Source organism: Nocardioides sp. GXQ0305 (genome assembly GCF_050880345.1).
Lineage (GTDB): Bacteria > Actinomycetota > Actinomycetes > Propionibacteriales > Nocardioidaceae > Nocardioides.
Genome location: NZ_JBNYXG010000007.1, coordinates 87,620 through 105,816 on the forward strand (window position 1 = coordinate 87,620; position 18,197 = coordinate 105,816).

An 18,197-nucleotide genomic window follows, 5' to 3' on the forward strand; every position below is an offset into this window, starting at 1 on the left:
CGCGTCATGAGGGTCCTGCTCGCGCTTGGCGGCAACGCCATGACCGGCCCCGACGGGCGCGCGCGGGTGGAGGACCAGCAGGAGGCGGCCGCGGTCGCGATGCGCGCCGTCGCCGACCTGCTCGAGACCGCGGTCGACGTGGTCATCACCCACGGCAACGGCCCCCAGGTCGGCAACCTGCTGGTCAAGAACGAGATCGCGGCGACCGTGGTCCCTCCCGTGCCGCTCGACTGGTGCGGCGCGCAGACCCAGGCGACCCTGGGGCTGACGCTGACCAACGCCCTCGACGACGAGCTCGCCCGCCGTGGGCTCGAGCGACCCACCGTCACCGTCGTCACCCGGACGCGCGTCGACGCCGACGACCCCGGGCTGTTCCGGCCCACCAAGCCGATCGGCCGCCACCTGCCCGAGGAGGAGGCGCGGGCGCTGATGGACCACGGCCAGGTCTGGGAGGACCGCGGCGAGAAGGGATGGCGCCGCGTCGTGGCCTCGCCCGAGCCACGCGAGATCCTCGACGCCGGCGCCGTCCACACCCTCGTCGAGGCCGGGTACGTCGTGGTCGCCAACGGCGGCGGCGGGATCCCCGTGGTCCGCGAGCCCGACGGCCTGCGCGGGGTCGAGGCCGTCATCGACAAGGACCTCGGGGCAGCGCTGCTCGCGGGGACCGTCGACGCCGAGGTGCTGGTCATCGCCACCGACGTGCCCCACGCCGTCCTGCGCTTCGGGCGACCCGACGCCGAGCCCCTCGGCCGGGTCCCCGTGACGCAGATGCGCCGCTACCTGGCCGAGGGCCACTTCGCGAGCGGCTCGATGGGGCCCAAGGTGGAGGCCGCCTGCCGCTTCGTCGAGCAGGGCGGCCGGCACACCGCGATCACCCGGCTCGACCAGATCGTCGGCGCCGTCGCCGGCGAGACCGGCACCGTCGTCGTCCCCGACTGACCCACGAAGAGAGGAACCGCCCATGCCCAGCGCCATCGAGGTCCGCAAGGTCCCGATCCACTCCGTCGCCGACGCCTCGGAGCTGACCAGGCTGATCGACGACGGCGTGCTCGAGGCCGACCGCGTCGTCGCGATCATCGGCAAGACCGAGGGCAACGGGGGGGTCAACGACTACACGAGGATCATCGCCGACCGGGCGTTCCGCGAGGCCCTGGTCGAGAAGGGTGCGGACGCCGAGCGGGTGAAGGAGATCCCCATCGTCTGGTCGGGCGGCACCGACGGGGTGATCAGCCCGCACGCCACCATCTTCGCCACCACGGACGCCGAGCCCTCCGACGACCTCCGGATGACCGTGGGCTTCGCGATGAGCGAGGTGCTGCTGCCCGAGGACATCGGCCGCGCCGGCATGGTGACCAAGGTCGCCGACGCGGTCAAGGTCGCGATGGAGCGCGCCGGGATCGAGGACGCCTCCGACGTCCACTACGTCCAGACCAAGACGCCGTTGCTGACCCTCGGCACCATCGCCGACGCCAAGGGGCGCGGCGAGACCGTCTTCACCGAGGACACGCTCTACTCGATGGACGTCTCCAACGGTGGCACCGCCCTCGGCATCGCGGTCGCGCTCGGCGAGATCGACATGCCCACCGACGAGCAGGTGCTGAAGGACCGGTCGCTGTACTCCTCCGTGGCGTCCTGTTCCTCCGGCGTCGAGCTCGACCGGGCCCAGGTGGTCGTGGTCGGCAACGCCCGCGGCGTCGGCGGCCGCTACCGGATCGGTCACTCGGTCATGCAGGACGCGCTCGACCAGGACGGCCTGTGGGCCGCGATCCGCGACGCCGGTCTCGACCTGCCCGAACGGCCCCACCACACCGACCTCGACGGCCGGCTGGTCAACCTGTTCCTCAAGTGCGAGGCGTCCGGGGACGGCAAGGTCCGGGGGCGCCGCAACGCGATGCTCGACGACTCCGACGTCCACTGGCACCGGCAGATCAAGGCAGCCGTCGGCGGGGTCACCGCCGCGGTCACCGGCGACCCGGCGGTGTTCGTGTCCGTCTCGGCCGCCCACCAGGGCCCCGAGGGCGGCGGCCCGGTGGCCGCGATCGTCGACCTCGGCTGACCACATCGTCGAGTTGGGCCTCGCTCGGGGTCGAGTTGGGCACGGCTCACCCCGTCGGCGCGAGCGAGGCCCAACTCAACGCCGAGGCACGCCCAACTCGACGTCAGTCGACGTGGCGGCCGGCGTACGCGGCGATGGCCTCGTAGGGGTCGGCACCCTCGGGCGCCGGCTGCTCCGCACCGAACGCCCGGCCGCGGTTGTCGGGCGTGAGCGACCTCTGCATGAACGCCAGCCCCCGCTCGGCGGGCTCAGGGTCGAGCTTGTCGGTGGCCCGGCCGATCCCGCGGGCGAGGTCGAAGGAGTGGACGGCGAACTCGGCGGTGTGCCAGTCGGCCGACCCGGCGTCCTCGCCCTGCTGGTGCCAGTGGTGGATCAGGTCGTCGGCGTCCTCGCGGAACGCCTCGGCCCAGCCGGTCTCGGGCGGCGCCGGCGTGGTGTCCCAGTCGACCTCCTCGCCGCGTGCCATCGCCAGGAACCGGTGGGGGGCGGCGAGGACGTGCGTGACGAGCTGCTGGACGTTCCAGTCCGCGCAGGGGGTCGGGTTGCCCAGGTGGTCCTCGCGGACCGCGGCGACGAGGTCGCCGAGCTGGTCGAGGGCGCGGTTGAGCACGATCACGGAGTCGGTCGTCTCGGACATGTCCGGCACGCTACCCATTCACTCGTCAGTGTCCAGCCAGGCCCGGATCGCGGCGCCGTGCTGGTCCAGCGTCGGCGGCGGCAGGTGCGCCGCGCGGCCGCCGGAGTGGAGGTTGTCGTCGTAGCGCACCGGAGACCCGGGCAGCGAGACCGTCCCGGCGGTCGCATGGTCGACGTCCACGAGCAGCCCCTGCGAGCGGGTCTGCTCCCACCCGTAGACGTCGTCGAGCGACCGCACCTTCCCCGCCGGTACGCCGGCCTCGGACAGCCGGCCCAGCCAGTGCTCGGCGGGCGCCTCGGCGAAGTGCGACTCGATCAGGTCGACCAGCGCGTCGCGGTGGGCCACCCGGTCGCGGTTGGTCGCGAACCTCTGGTCCTCGGCGTCCCAGCCGAAGGCGCCGCACATCGCCCGCCACAGCCCCTCGGAGCCGCAGGCGATCTGCACGGGTGCGGTGGCGGTGGCGAAGAGGCCGTACGGCGCGATCGACGGGTGGTGGTCTCCGGCCAGCCGGGGCACCTCTCCGCCGACCGTCCACCGGGTGCCCTGGAAGGCGTGGACGCCGACCATCCCGGCGAGCAGCGAGGTGCGGACGAACCGGCCGCGGCCGGTCCGCTCCCGCTCGTGCAGCGCGGCCATCACGCCGAACGCGCCGTACATGCCGGCGCAGAGGTCGGCGATCGGCACCCCGACCTTCGTGGGGTGGTCACTGCCCGTCAGCGACATCAGGCCGCCCTCACCCTGCGCGATCTGGTCGTAGCCGGCCCGGGTGGCCTCGGGGCCGTCGTGCCCGAAGCCGGTGATCGAGAGGACCACCAGCCGCGGGTTGAGCTCACGCAGCCGTCCCTCCCCGAAGCCGAGCCGCTCCATGACGCCGGGCCGGAAGTTCTCCATCAGCACGTCGGCCCGCTCGACCAGCCGGGCCAGGACGTCGCGGTCGGCGTCGGTCTTGAGGTCGAGGACCAGCGACTCCTTGTTGCGGTTGGCCGACATGAAGTACGTCGACTCGCGGGCGTCCTCGGGCCCGACGAACGGCGGCCCCCAGCCGCGCGAGTCGTCCCCGGAGGGCGACTCCACCTTGATCACCCGGGCGCCCTGGTCGGCCAGCATCATCGCCGCGTGCGGGCCGGCCAGCGCGCGGGTCAGGTCGAGGACGAGCAGGTCGGCGAGGGGTCCGGCGTTCATGGGGGCACGGTAGCCCCCGATGTCGGAGGGCCATGATGAGGTGGACCCCGTGACGACCTACCGGCTGGTGACCGCGCGCGCGGCGACCGCACCGCCGGTGCTCGATCCCCACCAGCAGGCCGTCGTCGACCACCCGGGTGGCCCGCTGCTGGTGCTGGCCGGCCCCGGCACCGGCAAGACCACCACCCTGGTCGAGGCGATCGCCCAGCGGATCGAGGCGGGCGCCGACCCGTCGTCGGTGCTGGCCCTCACCTTCTCCCGCAAGGCCGCCGAGCAGCTCCGCGACCGGGTGGTGGCGCGGGTGGGGCGCACCGTCTCTACGGCGATGTGCTCGACGTTCCACTCCTTCGCCTACGGGCTGATCCGCCAGTGGTCGCCGCCCGAGCTCTACGACGAGCCGCTGCGGCTGCTGTCCGCGCCCGAGCAGGACGTCGTGCTCCAGCAGATCCTGACCCGCGAGGCCGAGTCGATCCGGTGGCCCGACACGGTGCGCGGAGCCGTCGGCACCCGCGGCTTCGCCGGCGAGGTGGCCCAGGTGCTGGCCCGCGCCCAGGAGAAGGGACTGGGCTTCGAGGCACTGCGCCGCTTCGGGGAGGCCGAGCAGGTCCCCGAGTTCGTCGCGGCGGCCGCCTTCATGGAGCAGTACGACGTCGTCTCCGGCAACCAGAACTTCCTCGACTACGCCAGCCTCATCGCCACCGCCGTCCGGATGCTCCAGGACCCCGACCAGGCGGTGCGCGACTCCCTGCGCCGTCAGCTGCGCCACGTCTTCGTCGACGAGTACCAGGACACCGACCCGGCCCAGGTCGCGCTGCTGCGCGCGATCGCCGGCGACGGTCGCGACCTCACCGTCGTCGGCGACCCCCACCAGGCGATCTACGCGTTCCGCGGGGCCGAGGTGCGCGGCATCCTCGAGTTCCCCGAGCGGTTCCGCCGGGTCGACGGGTCGCCCGCCGAGACCATCGCGCTCGGCACGACGCGCCGCTTCGGGTCGCGGCTGCTCCGCGCGTCCCGCCACGTCGCCGCACGGCTGCCGCTGCCGGGCGCGGTGCCCGAGGCCGCGCTCGAGCGGTTCCTCCGTCCCGACACCGCGTGCGACGACCCTGGCGCGGTCGAGCTGCTGACCTTCGACACCGACCGGGCCGAGGCCGAGCACCTCGCCGACCTGCTGCGTCGCGCCCACCTCGAGGACGGCGTGGCCTGGTCCGACATGGCCGTGCTGGTGCGGTCCGGCCGGCAGTCGATCCCCGGACTGCGACGCGCGCTGGTCGCCGCCGGCGTCCCGGTCGACGTGGCCTCCGACGACACGCCGCTGGTCCAGGAGCCGGCCGTCCAGCCGTTGCTCGCCGCGCTCTCCGTGGTCGTCGACGGCGGGGCCGACGACGCGGCCGACCCCGACCTTCCTGTCCTGGTCGACGCCCAGCGGGTGACCGACCTGCTTGCCACCCCGCTCGCGGGGATGGACGCCGCCGACGTCCGCGCCGTGGCGCGCACCCTCCGGGTGCGCGAGCGCGAGCGGGCGGGGGCAGACGGAAGGACGCCCCGGCCATCGCCCGAGCTGGTCCGCGAGGCCGTCCTCGACCCGACGGTCCTCGCCGCCGAGCCGGACCTGGGGACGGGGGAGCGCAAGGCCCTCGCGCTGGCCACGCTGCTCGCCCGGGCGCGGGCGCTCCTCGACGGCGGTGCCAGCGTCGAGCAGGTGCTGTGGGAGCTGTGGTCCGGGACCAGCTGGCCCGAGCGGCTCCGGGTGGCCACCGAGCGCGGAGGGCTGGGCGCCCGGCTCGCCCACCGTGACCTCGACGCCGTGTGCGCGCTGTTCGACGCCGCGGGTCGCGCCGAGGACCAGCGAGAGCACACCTCGGCCGGGGCGTTCCTCGACACGCTGCGCGCCCAGCAGATCCCGGCCGACACGCTGGCCGAGGCGGGCGTCCGCGACGACGCCGTACGACTGCTGACCGCCCACCGGTCCAAGGGCCTGGAGTGGGGGCTGGTCGTGGTGGCCCACGTCCAGGAGGACACCTGGCCCGACCTGCGGCGGCGCGCCACCCTGCTGCGGGCCGACCGGATCGGCGTGAGCGGGCTGGTGCCGCCGACCACCGCGCGCGAGCTGCTGGCCGACGAGCGCCGCCTGTTCTACGTCGCCTGCACGCGGGCGACCCGCAGGCTGGTCGTCACCGCCGTCGCGTCGACCGACGACGAGGGGGAGCAGCCCTCCCGGTTCCTCGAGGAGCTCTTCCCCGACGACGAGGGCCACCGCGTCCGCCACGTCACCGGGCGCCCGCGGCGCCCGTTGTCGCTGCCCGGCCTGGTGGCCGAGCTGCGGCGTACCCTCGCCGACCCCGGCCAGCCCGAGTCGCTCCGGCAGGCGGCCGCGCTCCGGCTGGCGGCCCTCGCCGACGACCACCGGGCGGGCCGGGTCCGGGTCCCGTCCGCCGACCCCGCGACGTGGTGGGGCACCCGCGCGTGGAGCGTGGGCGACGAGCCGCTGCGCCCCTCCGACGAGCCCGTCGTGATCTCGGCGTCGACCCTCACCAGCGTCGAGCAGTGTCCCGCGAAGTGGTTCCTCGAGCGCGAGGGCGGGGGCGAGCGGCCGGCCACCCAGGCGCAGGGCTTCGGCAACGTCGTCCACTCCCTGGCCGACCGGATCGGGCGGGGCGAGGTCGAGCTCGAGGGCCGCACCCTCGACGACGTCGTCGACGGGCTGATGTCCCACGTCGACGCCGTGTGGGGCCAGATCCCGTTCCGGACGCCGTGGTCGGCGGAGTCCGAACGGGCCGAGGTGCGGGCGGCCCTGCTGCGCTTCCTCGCGGTCCACCAGGCCCCCGGCGCCCGCGAGGTCATCGGCACCGAGCAGCCGATCCGGGCCGAGGTGACCCTGCCCGACGGGCAGCGCGTCCGGTTGCACGGCTACGCCGACCGGGTCGAGCTCGACGCCGAGGGCCGGGTCGTGGTCGTCGACCTCAAGACCGGCAAGGGCACGCCCACCCGCGACGAGATCGCCGCTCACCCCCAGCTCGGCCTCTACCAGCTCGCCGTCGAGCACGGCGCGGTCGCGGGTCACGACACCCCGGGCGGTGCGGAGCTCTGGCAGCTGCGACAGGAGCTCAGCTCCGGGATGCGGGTGCAGTCACAGCCGCCGCAGCAGCCCGACGACGAGGGCGTCCGCCCCGTCGAGCGGCAGCTGATGGGGGCGGTGGCGCGGCTCCGCGACGAGCAGTTCCCGGCGCGTCCCGGGAACCACTGCACCTACTGCGACTTCGACCGGTTCTGCCCGGCCTGGACCTCCGGGACGGTGCTCTCGTGACGACGCGCGCGCTCCGCACCCCCGCCGAGCTCCAGCAGGTGATGGGGACGTCGTGGCAGGCCAGCGCCCAGCAGTGGGCGGCGATCAGCGCCCCGCTCGAGCCGGCCGTCGTGGTCGCCGGCGCCGGGTCCGGGAAGACGACGCTCATGGCCGCCCGCGTCGTCTACCTCGTGGTCACCGGCCAGGTGCGTCCCGACCAGGTCCTGGGCCTGACCTTCACCACCAAGGCGGCCGCCGAGCTCCGGAGCCGGATCCGCGCGGCGCTGGAGGCCAGTGGCTTCGCGCGCGGTGTGGTCGGCGACGACAGTCCCGACGGGGAGGAGGTGCTCGAGCCGGTCGTCGAGACCTACAACGCCTACGCCGCCTCGCTCCTCACCGAGCACGGCCTCCGGATCGGCCACGAGCCCGACACCCGGGTCATCGCCGACGCCGCCCGCTACCAGCTCGCGGGGCGGGTCATCGACCGGCACACCCGGCCGGTCACCGAGCTGTCCGACAGCCCACCCCACGTGATCGCCTACCTGCTCGCCCTCGACAGCGCCCTCGCCGAGCACCTCGTCGAGCCGGCCGACCTGCGGGCCTTCGACGCCCGCGAGCGGCTGCTCTTCGAGGCCGAGCTGTCGGGCCGGACCGCCGAGCAGGTCCGCAGCGCGTTCGTACGCCGGGGCGAGGCGCTCGGCCTGGTCGACGACTACCGGGCGACCAAGCGCCGGCTCGGCCTGATGGACTTCTCCGACCAGATCGCCCTGGCCGCGCGGCTCGCCGACGCCCACCCCGACGTGGGAGCGCTCGAACGGGACAAGGCGCGAGTGGTGCTGCTCGACGAGTACCAGGACACCTCCGTCGCCCAGGCCCTGCTGCTCCGCCGGCTGTTCTCGGGCCTCGACGTCGCGACCGGCCGCGGTCACGCGGTCACCGCGGTGGGCGACCCCAACCAGGCGATCTACGGGTGGCGAGGAGCGTCGGTGTCCAACATCCTGCACTTCGGCGACGACTTCCCGGCCGCCGACGGCGGAGCGGTCCCGACCCACCCGCTCACCGTCAACCGGCGGTCCGACGTCCGGATCCTCGAGGTCGCCAACCGGCTGGCCGCCCCGCTCCACGACGCGTTCACCCAGGTCGAGCCGCTCGAGCCCGGGGGCGACGAGCCGGGGGAGGTGCAGACCGTGGTCCACGAGTCCTACGCCGGCGAGCTCGGCTGGCTCACCGACGCGGTCCGCGGGGCCCACGCCGCGGCGCCCGACCGGGGCTGGCGCGAGATCGGCGTCCTGGTGCGCGACAACGACCATGCGGCCGACGTCTTCGACGCCCTCACGGCGGCCGACGTCCCGGTCGAGATCGTGGGCCTCAAGGGACTGCTGCGGCTGCCCGAGGTCGCCGAGGTGCTGGCCATGCTGACCCTGGTCCACGAGCTGACCGCCAACAGCGAGCTGCTCGCGCTGCTCACCGGTCCCCGGTGGGCGATCGGGCCCCGCGACCTGGCCCTCCTGGGACGTCGCGCGCGCGAGCTGGCCGACGCCCGCCAGGGCCGGGTGACCGGTGGCACGGTCGACGAGGAGCTCGGGCGGGCGGTCGCCGGCGCCGACCCGACCGAGGTCACCGCGCTCTCCGACGCGCTCGACGACCCCGGCGACCTGCCCTACTCGGCTGCCGCGCGGGAGCGTTTCGGGCTGCTGGCCGGAGAGCTGCGCCACCTGCGCGCCCACTCGGCCGAGCCGCTGCTCGAGCTGGTCCGCCGGATCATCGACGTGTGCGGCATCGACGTCGAGCTGGCCGCGTCGGTGAGCGAGGCCGCCCGGGCACGCCGCGAGAACCTCGACCTGTTCGTCAAGGCGGTGGCGGAGTTCCAGGCGATCGACGGGGCGGTGACCCTGCCGGCGCTGCTGGCGTGGCTCGAGGCCGAGCAGGACGGCGAGGGGCTCGACGTCGCGACCCCCTCGACGGCCGACTCGGTCAAGCTGCTGACCGTCCACCGGGCCAAGGGGCTGGAGTGGGACACCGTCTTCCTGGTCGGGGTCTGCGAGGAGAAGTTCCCCCACACCCGCAGCCGCGGGCTCTGGCCGACGCGGGTGGAGCTGCTGCCGACGCCGCTGCGCGGGGACCGGCGCGACCTGCCCGCCCTGCTCGGCCACGACAAGGCCGCGCTCGACGACCTCAAGGAGCGGTCCAAGGCCCACGAGATGACCGAGGAGCTGCGGTTGGGCTACGTCGCGTTCACGCGTGCCCGGCACCGGCTGCTGGTGTCCTCCTACCTCTGGACCGAGGGCCGCAAGACCCCGCTGGGCCCGTCCCCGTTCCAGGAGACGGTGCGTCAGGTGCTCGAGACGTGGGGTGAGCAGCCACTGGCGTGGCACGACAAGCCCGAGAAGGGCGCCCCCAACCCGCTGCAGGCCGCGCCCCGCGAGCTGCCGTGGCCGGTCACCGAGCAGACCGCCGAGGCGCTGCGCCGGATCGACGCCGTCGAACGGGTGCTGGCCGCGACCGGCCGGCCCGAGCCCGAGCTCGACGTGGTCGACGCGGCGACGGTGGCGGAGTGGGACGACGAGCTGGAGCGGCTGCGCGCCGAGGCGGCCGCGGCCCGCGCGGACACCGTCGACGTACCACGACCCGCGAGCCTGTCCGCCACGGCCGTCGCCCGCCTGCGCGACGACCCTGACGGGTTCGCGGCCGACCTGGCCCGGCCGATGCCGCGACCACCGGCCCCGGCGGCCCGCTTCGGCACCCGCTTCCACGCCTGGGTCGAGAACCGGTTCGGACAGCAGGACCTGATCGACCCCGACGACCTGCCGGGTCGTGCCGATGCCGGGATCGACGACGCCGACGACCTGCGGGCGCTCACCGAGGCGTTCGAGAAGGGCCCGTTCGGCGACCGGGTGCCCCACCGGATCGAGGCGCCGTTCGCCCTCGTGCTCGCCGGCCAGGTGGTGCGCGGGCGGATCGACGCGGTCTACGCCGAGAACGACGGCGGCTACCTCGTCGTCGACTGGAAGACCAGCCGGCGGCACGACGCCGACCCGCTGCAGCTGGCCCTCTACCGCCTGGCCTGGGCCGAGCTCACCGGCACGCCCGTCGCGAAGGTCCGGGCCGGCTTCTGCTACGTCCGCTCCGGCGACCTGGTCGAGCCGCCCGACCTGCCCGACCGGGCCGAGCTCGAGCAGCTGCTCAGCTCGCCAGCCCCGCCGTGAGCGCGACCTCGACCATCCGGCCGAACGTCTGCTCGCGCTCCTGCGACGTCGTCTCCTCGCCGGTGACGATGTGGTCCGAGACCGTGCAGATCGCCAACGCACGCCGTCCGTGCCGGGCGGCGAGGGTGTAGAGCGCGCTGGCCTCCATCTCCACGGCGAGCACGCCGTGCTCCACCATCCGGGTCATCAGCTCGGGCCGGGCCGCGTAGAACGCGTCGCCCGAGAAGATCAGCCCGACGTGGGCCTCCGGTGCGGCGTCGGCCGCGGCCCGGAGCAGCCGGAAGTCGGCGACGGGGGCGTAGTCGAGCCCCTCGAAGGCGATCCGGTTCATCGCCGAGTCGGTGCACGCACCCGAGGCGATGACCAGGTCGCGGATCCCCACCCGCTCGGTGAGGGCGCCGCAGGAGCCGACCCGGATCACGGACTGCACGTCGTAGTCACCGAACAGCTCGGTGGCGTAGATCGCCAGAGAGGGCTGGCCCATGCCGGACCCCTGGACCGAGACGGGCGTGCCGTTCCAGGTTCCGGTGTAGCCGAGCATGCCCCGGACCTCGCTGTAGCAGCGCGCGTCGTCGAGGAAGGTCTCGGCGATCCACCGGGCACGCAGCGGGTCCCCGGGCAGCAGGACGGTGGGGGCGATCTCGCCGGGAGCGGCGCCGATGTGGGTGCTCACTCTCGGGAACCTACCGGCGTACGCCGTGGGTAGTGTCATCGGCGTGACGTCCGACGACCTGCTCCCGCACGTCGCCCTCTCCCGACACGCGCACAACCGCCTCGGGAACCAACGCACCGACGAGGCCTGGCTGGAGGGCCGGTGGTCGGACCCGGACTCCCGGGTCGTGGTCGTGGCCGGCACCCGGCTGCGCGTGGTCGACGGCGAGGTCCCGTGGCTGGCACCCGAGGCCGTCCCCGACGGGACCCGGGTGCTGCTCGGCGAGGAGGACGGCGCGACGTACTTCGCGGTGCTGGTGGCCCCGGCCGAGGCCTCCGGCGCCCCCGAGGAGTGGCTGCCCCTCCGGGCGCTGCTGCCGGCGCTCCCCGGCCGACCGGACCTCGCGCCCCTCCTCTTCCATGCGATCGGGCTCGCGGAGTGGCACTTCGCCACCCGGTTCTGCCCGCGGTGCGCCGGGCCGCTGGAGTCGCGCGCCGCCGGTCACGAGCTGCGCTGCCTGCGCTGCGACAAGCCGCAGTTCCCGCGGAGCGACCCCGCGGTGATCATGGCCGTGCGCCACGGCGACGACATCCTGCTGGGTCGGCAACCCCGCTGGCCTCCTGACCGGTGGTCGACGCTCGCCGGGTTCTGCGAGCCGGGGGAGACCCTGGAGGACGCCGTCCGTCGCGAGGTGGGTGAGGAGGTCGGGATCCGGGTGGGGGAGGTGACCTACTTCGGGAACCAGCCGTGGCCGCTGCCCGCGAGCCTGATGCTGGGGTTCGTGGCCCACGCCGAGACCCGCGAGATCGACGTCGACGGTGCCGAGATCGAGGCCGCCCGCTGGTTCTCGCGTGACGAGTTCGGCGCGGCCGTGGCGGCGGGGGACATGGCCGTGCCCCGCGGGGTCTCGATCAGCTCCTCGCTGCTCGCCGACTGGTACGGCGGCCCGCTCCCGGGCGACGCCTGACCGGACCCGCGTGCCCGCCCTCTCAGGCCAGCGCGGCCAGCTTTTCCTTGACCTGGGCCACCGACGGGTTGGTCTGGCTGCTGCCGTCCGGGAAGACCAGCGTCGGCACCGTCTGGTTGCCCTGGTTGGCCGCTTCGACGATGTCGGCTGCCTCCGGCTGCTGCTCGATGTCGACGATGTCGAAGGGGATCCCCTCGCGGTCCAGCTGGCCCTTCAGGCGCACGCAGTAGCCGCACCAGGGCGTGGTGTACATCGTGAACGAAGTCATCTGGGGGGTGTCCTCGGTCGCGTCTAGGGTTGTGTCCGTCGCATCGACAACCCCTGAGACCGCGGAGATGTTCCCGAGATGGCCCCAGCCGACGACCTGCTGGCCGCGCTCGACCCCGAGCAGCGGCAGGTGGCCGAGGCGCTGCGTGGTCCCGTGCGGGTGCTGGCCGGTGCGGGCACCGGCAAGACCCGGGCGATCACCCACCGGATCGCCCACGGCGTGGCCACCGGGATCTACCAGCCCACCGAGGTCCTCGCCGTCACGTTCACGACCCGGGCCGCAGGCGAGATGCGGGCCCGGCTGCGGCGCCTGGGAGCCCCGGGCGTGCAGGCCCGCACCTTCCACTCGGCGGCGCTGCGACAGCTGCGCTTCTTCTGGCCCCACGTCCACGGCACCGAGCTCCCCACCCTGACCGAGTCCAAGCTGGGGCTGGTCGCCGCCGCCGCCCGCCGCTGCCGGATCGCTGCCGACCAGGCGCTGCTCCGCGACCTGGCCTCCGAGGTCGAGTGGGCCAAGGTGAGCAACGTCCACCCCGACGACTACGCGCGGGTGGCACCCCGCCGGGGCCGGCAGGTGGCCGGCCACGAGCCCGAGGCGGTCGCCCAGGTCTTCTCCGCCTACGAGGACGGCAAGCGGAGCCAGGGCCGGATGGACATGGAGGACGTGCTGCTGTTCACCGCGGGGCTGCTGGCCGACGACGAGCGGGTCGCCGCCCAGGTCCGCGCCCAGTACAAGCGCTTCGTCGTCGACGAGTTCCAGGACGTCTCACCCCTCCAGTCGGCGCTGCTCGACCTGTGGCTCGGCGGCCGCGACGAGCTCTGCGTCGTCGGCGACCCCGCCCAGACCATCTACTCGTTCGCCGGGGCCCGCGCCGACTACCTGCGCGACTTCCCGCAGAAGTTCCCGGGCACCACGTCCGTCGAGCTGGTCCGCAACTACCGCTCGACGCCGCAGGTCGTCGCGCGCGCCAACCAGCTGCTGCAGGGCACCGCCAGCGAAGGGGTGGCGTTGCGGGCCCAGCGGCCGGCCGGTGCCGAGGTGACGTTCCGCTCCCACCGCGACGAGGTCGCCGAGGCGGGGGCGGTGGCCGACGCCTGCCGTCGGCTGGGCGCAGCCGGCACGCCGTGGTCCGAGATGGCCGTGCTGTTCCGCATCAACGCGCAGTCCGAGCACCACGAGGAGGCGCTCGCCGAGCACGGCATCCCCTACGTCGTCCGCGGTGCTGCCCGGTTCTTCGACCGGCCCGAGGTGCGCCAGGCCGTCACCCTGCTGCGCGGTACGGCGCGTGGCGGGCAGGCGACGGGGGACCTGCTGGAGGTCGTGCGGGCGACCCTCTCCGGGCTCGGCTGGAGCGTCGAGCCACCCGCGACCCGGGGCCAGGTCCGCGACCGCTGGGAGTCCTGGCAGGCGCTGGTCGACCAGGCCGTCGAGTTCGCGGCCGCGGCAGCAACGAGCGACCTCGGGGCGTTCGTCGACGAGCTCGACCGCCGCGCGGCCGAGCAGCACGCCCCGGTCGCCGACGGGGTCACCCTCGCCACCCTCCACGCCGCCAAGGGTCTGGAGTGGGACGCGGTGTTCGTCACCGGGGCCCAGGACGGCACGCTGCCGTTCAGCCACGCCGACACCGCGGACGAGGTCGAGGAGGAGCGGAGGCTCCTCTACGTCGGCATGACCCGGGCACGCTCGCACCTCGAGATCTCGTGGGCGCTCGCCCGCAACCCGGGCGGCCGGCCGGGGCGACGGCCCTCGCCGTTCCTGACCCCGATGCTGCCGGCCGAGGAGGCTCGCGCCACCACCGTGGCCCGGCGCCGCGCGGTCCACTGCCGCGAGTGCGGCAAGCCGCTCACCGGCGCCGCGCAGAAGAAGCTCGGCCGGTGCGCCGACTGCCCGGCGTCCTACGACGAGGAGCTCTTCGAGCGACTGCGCGAGTGGCGCCGGGACCGGGCCGGCGACGACGAGGTCCCCGCCTACGTCGTGTTCACCGACGCCACGCTCCAGCTGATCGCCGAGCACAAGCCGACCAGCGAGACCGCGCTGCTCGCGATCAGCGGCGTGGGACGCACCAAGCTCGAGCGCTACGGCACCGAGGTGCTCGACCTGCTCGGTGGTTCCTGAGGCCGGGCGCGGAAGGCGGGAGGGGGGCCCGCAAGCGGGATCCGGACGATCAGGGAAATTTCTGACGAAATACCCACAAAATCGTTTGCTCCTTACGCGGCCCAGCCGGTAACTTCTTCTCACCGACCCGTCCGCGCACAGGACCCCGCCAAGGTTTGCGCCCGACCCGCCGAAGGAGGTGGCCCGCATGACCAAGATCCAGATCCCGATGACGGCTCAGCTCCCGTCCGGCTTCGCCATGCCCACCTCCGCCCCGACGGCTGCCCTCTGCGGCACCGGCCTCGGCGCGGGCGCCGGCATGGCGACCGTTGCGGGTCGCACCGCCCCCGTCTACGTGACGCGTGAGCGCGTCGTGACCGGCGATGCCATCCAGCCGTTCCCGGGTCCCACCGCCTGGAGTCCACCGACCAGCTGACACCACTCAGCCACCGGCGACCTCCAGGCCGCGGACCCGAAACCCGGGATCCGCGGCCTTTCTGTTTTCCGCACACACCAGCGATCAGAACCAGGAGGAGGTGACCAAGACATGACCATCAGCGTTCTCGACCGCACTGATGGCAGGACCGGTGCCACATCGGACAACGGGCTCGGCGGGTTGCACGACACCGCCAGCGAGGTGGACGAGGAGCAGCTGCCGTGCCGGGTCAACGACCCGGAGCTGTGGTTCGCCGAGTCCCCGCAGGACGTGGAGTTCGCCAAGGCGCTCTGCACCGACTGCCCCGTACGGGACCTGTGCCTCACCGGTGCCCGACAGCGGCGTGAGCCGTGGGGCGTCTGGGGCGGCGAGCTTTTCCTGCAGGGCGTCGTCATCCCGCGCAAGCGGCCGCGAGGCCGTCCGCGCAAGGACGCCGCGTAGGGACAGCGCAGCACCACCCGACCGAGGCCGGCACCGACCGACCACCACCCACAGGGGTAACCACCACACCATGACCACACAGAACCGGAGAAAGCTCATGAACCTCTTGAACGAGGACCTGGCGCGGGCACAGATGTCCGCGCGCCTGGGAGAGGCGCAGCAGATGCGACGGGCCGCCCACGTGGCCCGGGCCCGTCGCGTGAGCCGCAAGGCCGAGAAGGCCGCACGGCAGGCACGCCTCGCCCTCGCTCGTGCGATCTGAGGGACGGGCGGCCACGGGGGAACCCGGGCCACCTCCACACCCTGATCGCTGGGTGAGAGATGCAGGAGCCGGGCACGGCGTCGAGGGAGACCTCCGACACCGTGTCCGGCTCTTGTCACGTCCGGGGCCGCGTCCGCGATCCGTCGTAGGGTGACCGCGTGACCACGTGCGACTTCTGCGGCCGGCACGAGCCAGACGAGGCCAACACCCTCACCTGGACGTTCGCCGTCGAGAACGGCCGCCCGCGCACGTTCTGCGAGGAGTGCTCGCGCGCGAACCTGCGGGCGATGGAGGGCAAGCTCGACAGCGAGTGGTGGTGACCGAGCCGCCGGTCGCTCACCCGGCCAGCAGGTCGCCCCACGCGCAGCCGCACCGGGGGTGACGCCGCCAGGCGTGGACGCCGGGATCGCCCGCTCCGACCTCGACGGTCGCCGACCAGGTCACCGGGTGCCGGCCGTCGGCCCAGCAGGCGAGGTCGCGCACGGCCCACGCGAGCGCGAGCTGCAGGTCCTCCGGGCGGACCGGGTCGCCGGGGTCGACCGCGTGGTGCTGCTCCAGGACCAGCGGGTGCCGCGGGTCGCGGTCGGTGGCGTGCTCGTCGACGCAGCGCAGGCACGCCGTACGTCCGGGCACGACGAAGGGTCCGAGCCGGGTCCGGCCGGCCAGCGAGGTGAGCGTCAGGTGGGGCAGGTCGTCGCGGACCCACTGGTCGAGGACCTCACGGCGCGGCTCGGCGCCGGTGGTGACGTGGAGCATCACGGCGGGGGCCGCGCCCCGCCCCGCGACCTGCAGGTCGGCCAGGGCGAGCAACCGGACGACCGTGGCACGCGCCGGGTCGTTCGCCACCACGCCGACCCTCGTCCCTGCTCGCCGCTCGGCCGGGCCTGAGGCCTCGTCGAGCCCGACCACCAGTCCGCGGCTGCGGAGCAGGTCGAGGACGGGTGCCACCCGGGCCGTCACCTGATCGGCGCTGACTCCGTGGGTGAGGTCGCGCAGGAGGCCGCGTACGTCGTCGGCGTCGGGGAGGACCGCGCGGTCATCGGGGTGCAGGCCGACCTGGAGCTGGCCGTCGCTGCGACGGGTCACCCGCAGGCCGTGGCGCAGCCGCAGCGTGGGTCCGCGGGCGTGGTGGGGCATGCCGGCACCCTCGCACAGCAGTGCGCGGGGTCGCGGTCGCTCTCCACAGGCCCGGACGTGCCGACGGCGGCACCCTCCCGGTCACCGGGTGGGTGCCGCCGTCACGTCGGCTCGCGGCGCGGTGGGCCGTGCTCAGGCCTTGCCGAGGATGCGGTTCAGGTTGGTGCCGCAGACCGGGCACACGGCCTTCGCCATGCGGGTGCCCTTGTCGTTGACCCTGACCTCTCCCTCCGCCTCGCGCTTCTCCTTGCACTTGACGCAGTAGAACTCGCCGCTCCAGGTCTCCGCCATGACGGCCTCCTTGCTTCTGTGGTGTTCGGGTCGTCGCGGCGGGAGGGTCCAGGGAAGCCCGCCGGAGCCCGGCAGGCTGCACCGGGCCGTTGCCGACCCTACGACAGACGTGGCCGCGCCCGTGGGCGGCGCGCTGGGGGGCAGAACCTGTCGTACGGCGTGATCGGCCGGTCTGGCGCCGATCCCGACCCTCCGGACCAGCCCCGGGACGTCGCCTCACTACCCTCGGGCCATGGCTGCGGACCCCCACCTGCGACTCGACCGGCCCGCCGACGGCGTCGCGGTGCTGACCCTCGACAACCCCGACCGGCGCAACGCGATGTCGGCGGAGATGACCGCCTCCTGGGTGGCCGCGATCGACGAGCTCGCGGCCGACCGGTCCCTCCGTGTGGCCGTCGTGACGGGCGCCGGGCCGGCGTTCTGCTCCGGTGGCGACACCTCGTGGATCGCGGGGGAGCCGGACGCGTCGGTGGACGACCTGCGGCACCGGATGTTGCCCTTCTACCGGGCCTGGCTCTCCGTCCGGCGGCTCGAGGTGCCGACCATCGCGGCGGTCAACGGCCATGCGGTCGGGGCCGGGCTCTGCCTCGCCCTGGCCTGCGACCTGCGGTTCGCCCGCCAGGGGGCCCAACTGGGAGCGCCGTTCGTGCGACTCGGGATGCACCCCGGCATGGCGGCCACCTGGCTGCTGCCCGACGTGGTCGGCCCTGCGCACGCTCGCGACCTGCTGCTCACCGGCCGCATCGTCGACGCGGACGAGGCGCTCCGGATCGGTCTGGTGTCCCGGGTGATCGACGCCGACGGTTTCCACGACGAGGTGCTCCGGGTGGCGTCCGAGGTGGCGGCCACCGCGCCGCTGCCCAGCCGGCTGACGACGCTGGCGCTGCGCGACGGCGGCCACGCGGACCTCGAGGCCGCCCTGCAGTGGGAGGCGCTCGCCCAGCCCGTCACCTTGGCGACCGAGGACCTCCAGGAGGGCATCGCAGCCGCGCGGGAGAGGCGGCCGGCACGGTTCTCCGGTCGGTGACCGGGCCCCGTCGCGTGTGCCCGAGGACGCCTTCCGGATCGTCTCCGGGCACACGCGGCGTCAGGGGGACTGAGAAGAGGCCCCTGGCCCGAGTCGACGACGCTTGCCTTCCCCTTGCGAACGTCGTGTCGGCGGGCCCGGGGCCTCATCTGCCGCCACGCTAGGAAACGGCTGGACCCGGGGTCAACGGATCCCGGCCGGCCACTGTCCCCGCCTGTGGAAAACCCTGTGGACAACTCTGTGGACGAGCCCGTTCCC

At 74.1% G+C, this 18,197-nt stretch carries 17 protein-coding genes; 11 read left to right on the plus strand and 6 right to left on the minus strand.

Annotation, left to right across the window (positions count from 1 at the left end; genetic code table 11):
- The first annotated feature begins 6 nt into the window (after positions 1–6).
- A complete protein-coding gene (locus ACQ1X7_RS17155; protein ID WP_432479445.1) occupies positions 7–939 on the plus strand; it encodes a carbamate kinase in 933 nt (310 codons plus the stop codon).
- A gap of 22 nt (positions 940–961) precedes the next feature.
- Positions 962–2,056, plus strand: coding sequence for a ring-opening amidohydrolase (locus tag ACQ1X7_RS17160; protein WP_432479446.1), 1,095 nt, complete (start codon positions 962–964; stop codon positions 2,054–2,056).
- 103 nt (positions 2,057–2,159) lie between these two features.
- Here ACQ1X7_RS17160 and ACQ1X7_RS17165 read toward each other — a convergent pair whose 3' ends face one another.
- Both ACQ1X7_RS17165 and ACQ1X7_RS17170 read right to left on the minus strand, forming a co-directional pair.
- Positions 2,160–2,693 carry a TIGR03086 family metal-binding protein gene (locus tag ACQ1X7_RS17165; protein WP_432479447.1) on the minus strand — a complete coding sequence of 178 codons (534 nt, stop codon included), beginning with the start codon at positions 2,691–2,693 and terminating at the stop codon, positions 2,160–2,162.
- Between the two features lie 18 nt (positions 2,694–2,711).
- Positions 2,712–3,875: a CaiB/BaiF CoA transferase family protein gene (locus ACQ1X7_RS17170; protein ID WP_432479448.1), complete on the minus strand. Its 1,164-nt coding sequence runs from the start codon at positions 3,873–3,875 to the stop codon at positions 2,712–2,714.
- Positions 3,876–3,924: 49 nt separating this feature from the next.
- Between ACQ1X7_RS17170 and ACQ1X7_RS17175 the strand changes: the two genes are divergently transcribed.
- Positions 3,925–7,179: an ATP-dependent helicase gene (locus tag ACQ1X7_RS17175; RefSeq protein ID WP_432479449.1), complete on the plus strand. Its 3,255-nt coding sequence runs from the start codon at positions 3,925–3,927 to the stop codon at positions 7,177–7,179.
- On the plus strand, positions 7,176–10,364 hold the full coding sequence (locus tag ACQ1X7_RS17180) for an ATP-dependent DNA helicase (RefSeq protein ID WP_432479450.1): 3,189 nt from the start codon (positions 7,176–7,178) through the stop codon (positions 10,362–10,364). The genes ACQ1X7_RS17175 and ACQ1X7_RS17180 overlap by 4 nt, the downstream gene beginning before the upstream one ends.
- Here the strand turns inward: ACQ1X7_RS17180 and deoD are convergent.
- Positions 10,342–11,037: a purine-nucleoside phosphorylase gene (gene deoD / locus ACQ1X7_RS17185; protein ID WP_432479451.1), complete on the minus strand. Its 696-nt coding sequence runs from the start codon at positions 11,035–11,037 to the stop codon at positions 10,342–10,344. The two genes, ACQ1X7_RS17180 and deoD, sit on opposite strands and share 23 nt — an antisense overlap.
- A gap of 43 nt (positions 11,038–11,080) precedes the next feature.
- On the opposite strand from deoD, the gene nudC reads away from it, so the two are divergent.
- Positions 11,081–11,983, plus strand: coding sequence for an NAD(+) diphosphatase (gene nudC, locus ACQ1X7_RS17190; RefSeq protein WP_432479452.1), 903 nt, complete (start codon positions 11,081–11,083; stop codon positions 11,981–11,983).
- A gap of 22 nt (positions 11,984–12,005) precedes the next feature.
- Here the strand turns inward: nudC and ACQ1X7_RS17195 are convergent, their stop codons facing one another.
- Positions 12,006–12,251 (minus strand): mycoredoxin, encoded by a 246-nt coding sequence (locus tag ACQ1X7_RS17195; RefSeq protein WP_432479453.1) that lies wholly within the window; start codon positions 12,249–12,251, stop codon positions 12,006–12,008.
- Positions 12,252–12,329: 78 nt separating this feature from the next.
- Between ACQ1X7_RS17195 and ACQ1X7_RS17200 the strand changes: the two genes are divergently transcribed.
- From ACQ1X7_RS17200 to ACQ1X7_RS17220, 5 genes are all read left to right on the plus strand, one after another.
- On the plus strand, positions 12,330–14,366 hold the full coding sequence (locus ACQ1X7_RS17200) for a UvrD-helicase domain-containing protein (RefSeq protein WP_432479454.1): 2,037 nt from the start codon (positions 12,330–12,332) through the stop codon (positions 14,364–14,366).
- Positions 14,367–14,553: 187 nt separating this feature from the next.
- Positions 14,554–14,781: a hypothetical protein gene (locus tag ACQ1X7_RS17205; protein WP_432479455.1), complete on the plus strand. Its 228-nt coding sequence runs from the start codon at positions 14,554–14,556 to the stop codon at positions 14,779–14,781.
- Positions 14,782–14,892: 111 nt separating this feature from the next.
- A complete protein-coding gene (locus ACQ1X7_RS17210; RefSeq protein ID WP_432479456.1) occupies positions 14,893–15,222 on the plus strand; it encodes a WhiB family transcriptional regulator in 330 nt (109 codons plus the stop codon).
- Between the two features lie 97 nt (positions 15,223–15,319).
- A complete protein-coding gene (locus ACQ1X7_RS17215; RefSeq protein WP_432479457.1) occupies positions 15,320–15,484 on the plus strand; it encodes a hypothetical protein in 165 nt (54 codons plus the stop codon).
- Positions 15,485–15,642: 158 nt separating this feature from the next.
- Complete coding sequence (locus ACQ1X7_RS17220) at positions 15,643–15,804, plus strand: hypothetical protein (RefSeq protein ID WP_432479458.1); 162 nt, start codon at positions 15,643–15,645, stop codon at positions 15,802–15,804.
- Positions 15,805–15,820: 16 nt separating this feature from the next.
- On the opposite strand, the gene ACQ1X7_RS17225 is transcribed toward ACQ1X7_RS17220, so the two are convergent.
- Positions 15,821–16,621: a hypothetical protein gene (locus ACQ1X7_RS17225; RefSeq protein ID WP_432479459.1), complete on the minus strand. Its 801-nt coding sequence runs from the start codon at positions 16,619–16,621 to the stop codon at positions 15,821–15,823.
- 132 nt (positions 16,622–16,753) lie between these two features.
- Positions 16,754–16,912, minus strand: a complete 159-nt coding sequence (locus ACQ1X7_RS17230; RefSeq protein WP_089503918.1) for a DUF5679 domain-containing protein — start codon at positions 16,910–16,912, stop codon at positions 16,754–16,756.
- 232 nt (positions 16,913–17,144) lie between these two features.
- Here ACQ1X7_RS17230 and ACQ1X7_RS17235 point away from each other — a divergent pair, with 232 nt between their 5' ends.
- A complete protein-coding gene (locus ACQ1X7_RS17235) occupies positions 17,145–17,939 on the plus strand; it encodes an enoyl-CoA hydratase/isomerase family protein (protein ID WP_432479460.1) in 795 nt (264 codons plus the stop codon).
- Positions 17,940–18,197 lie beyond the last annotated feature (258 nt).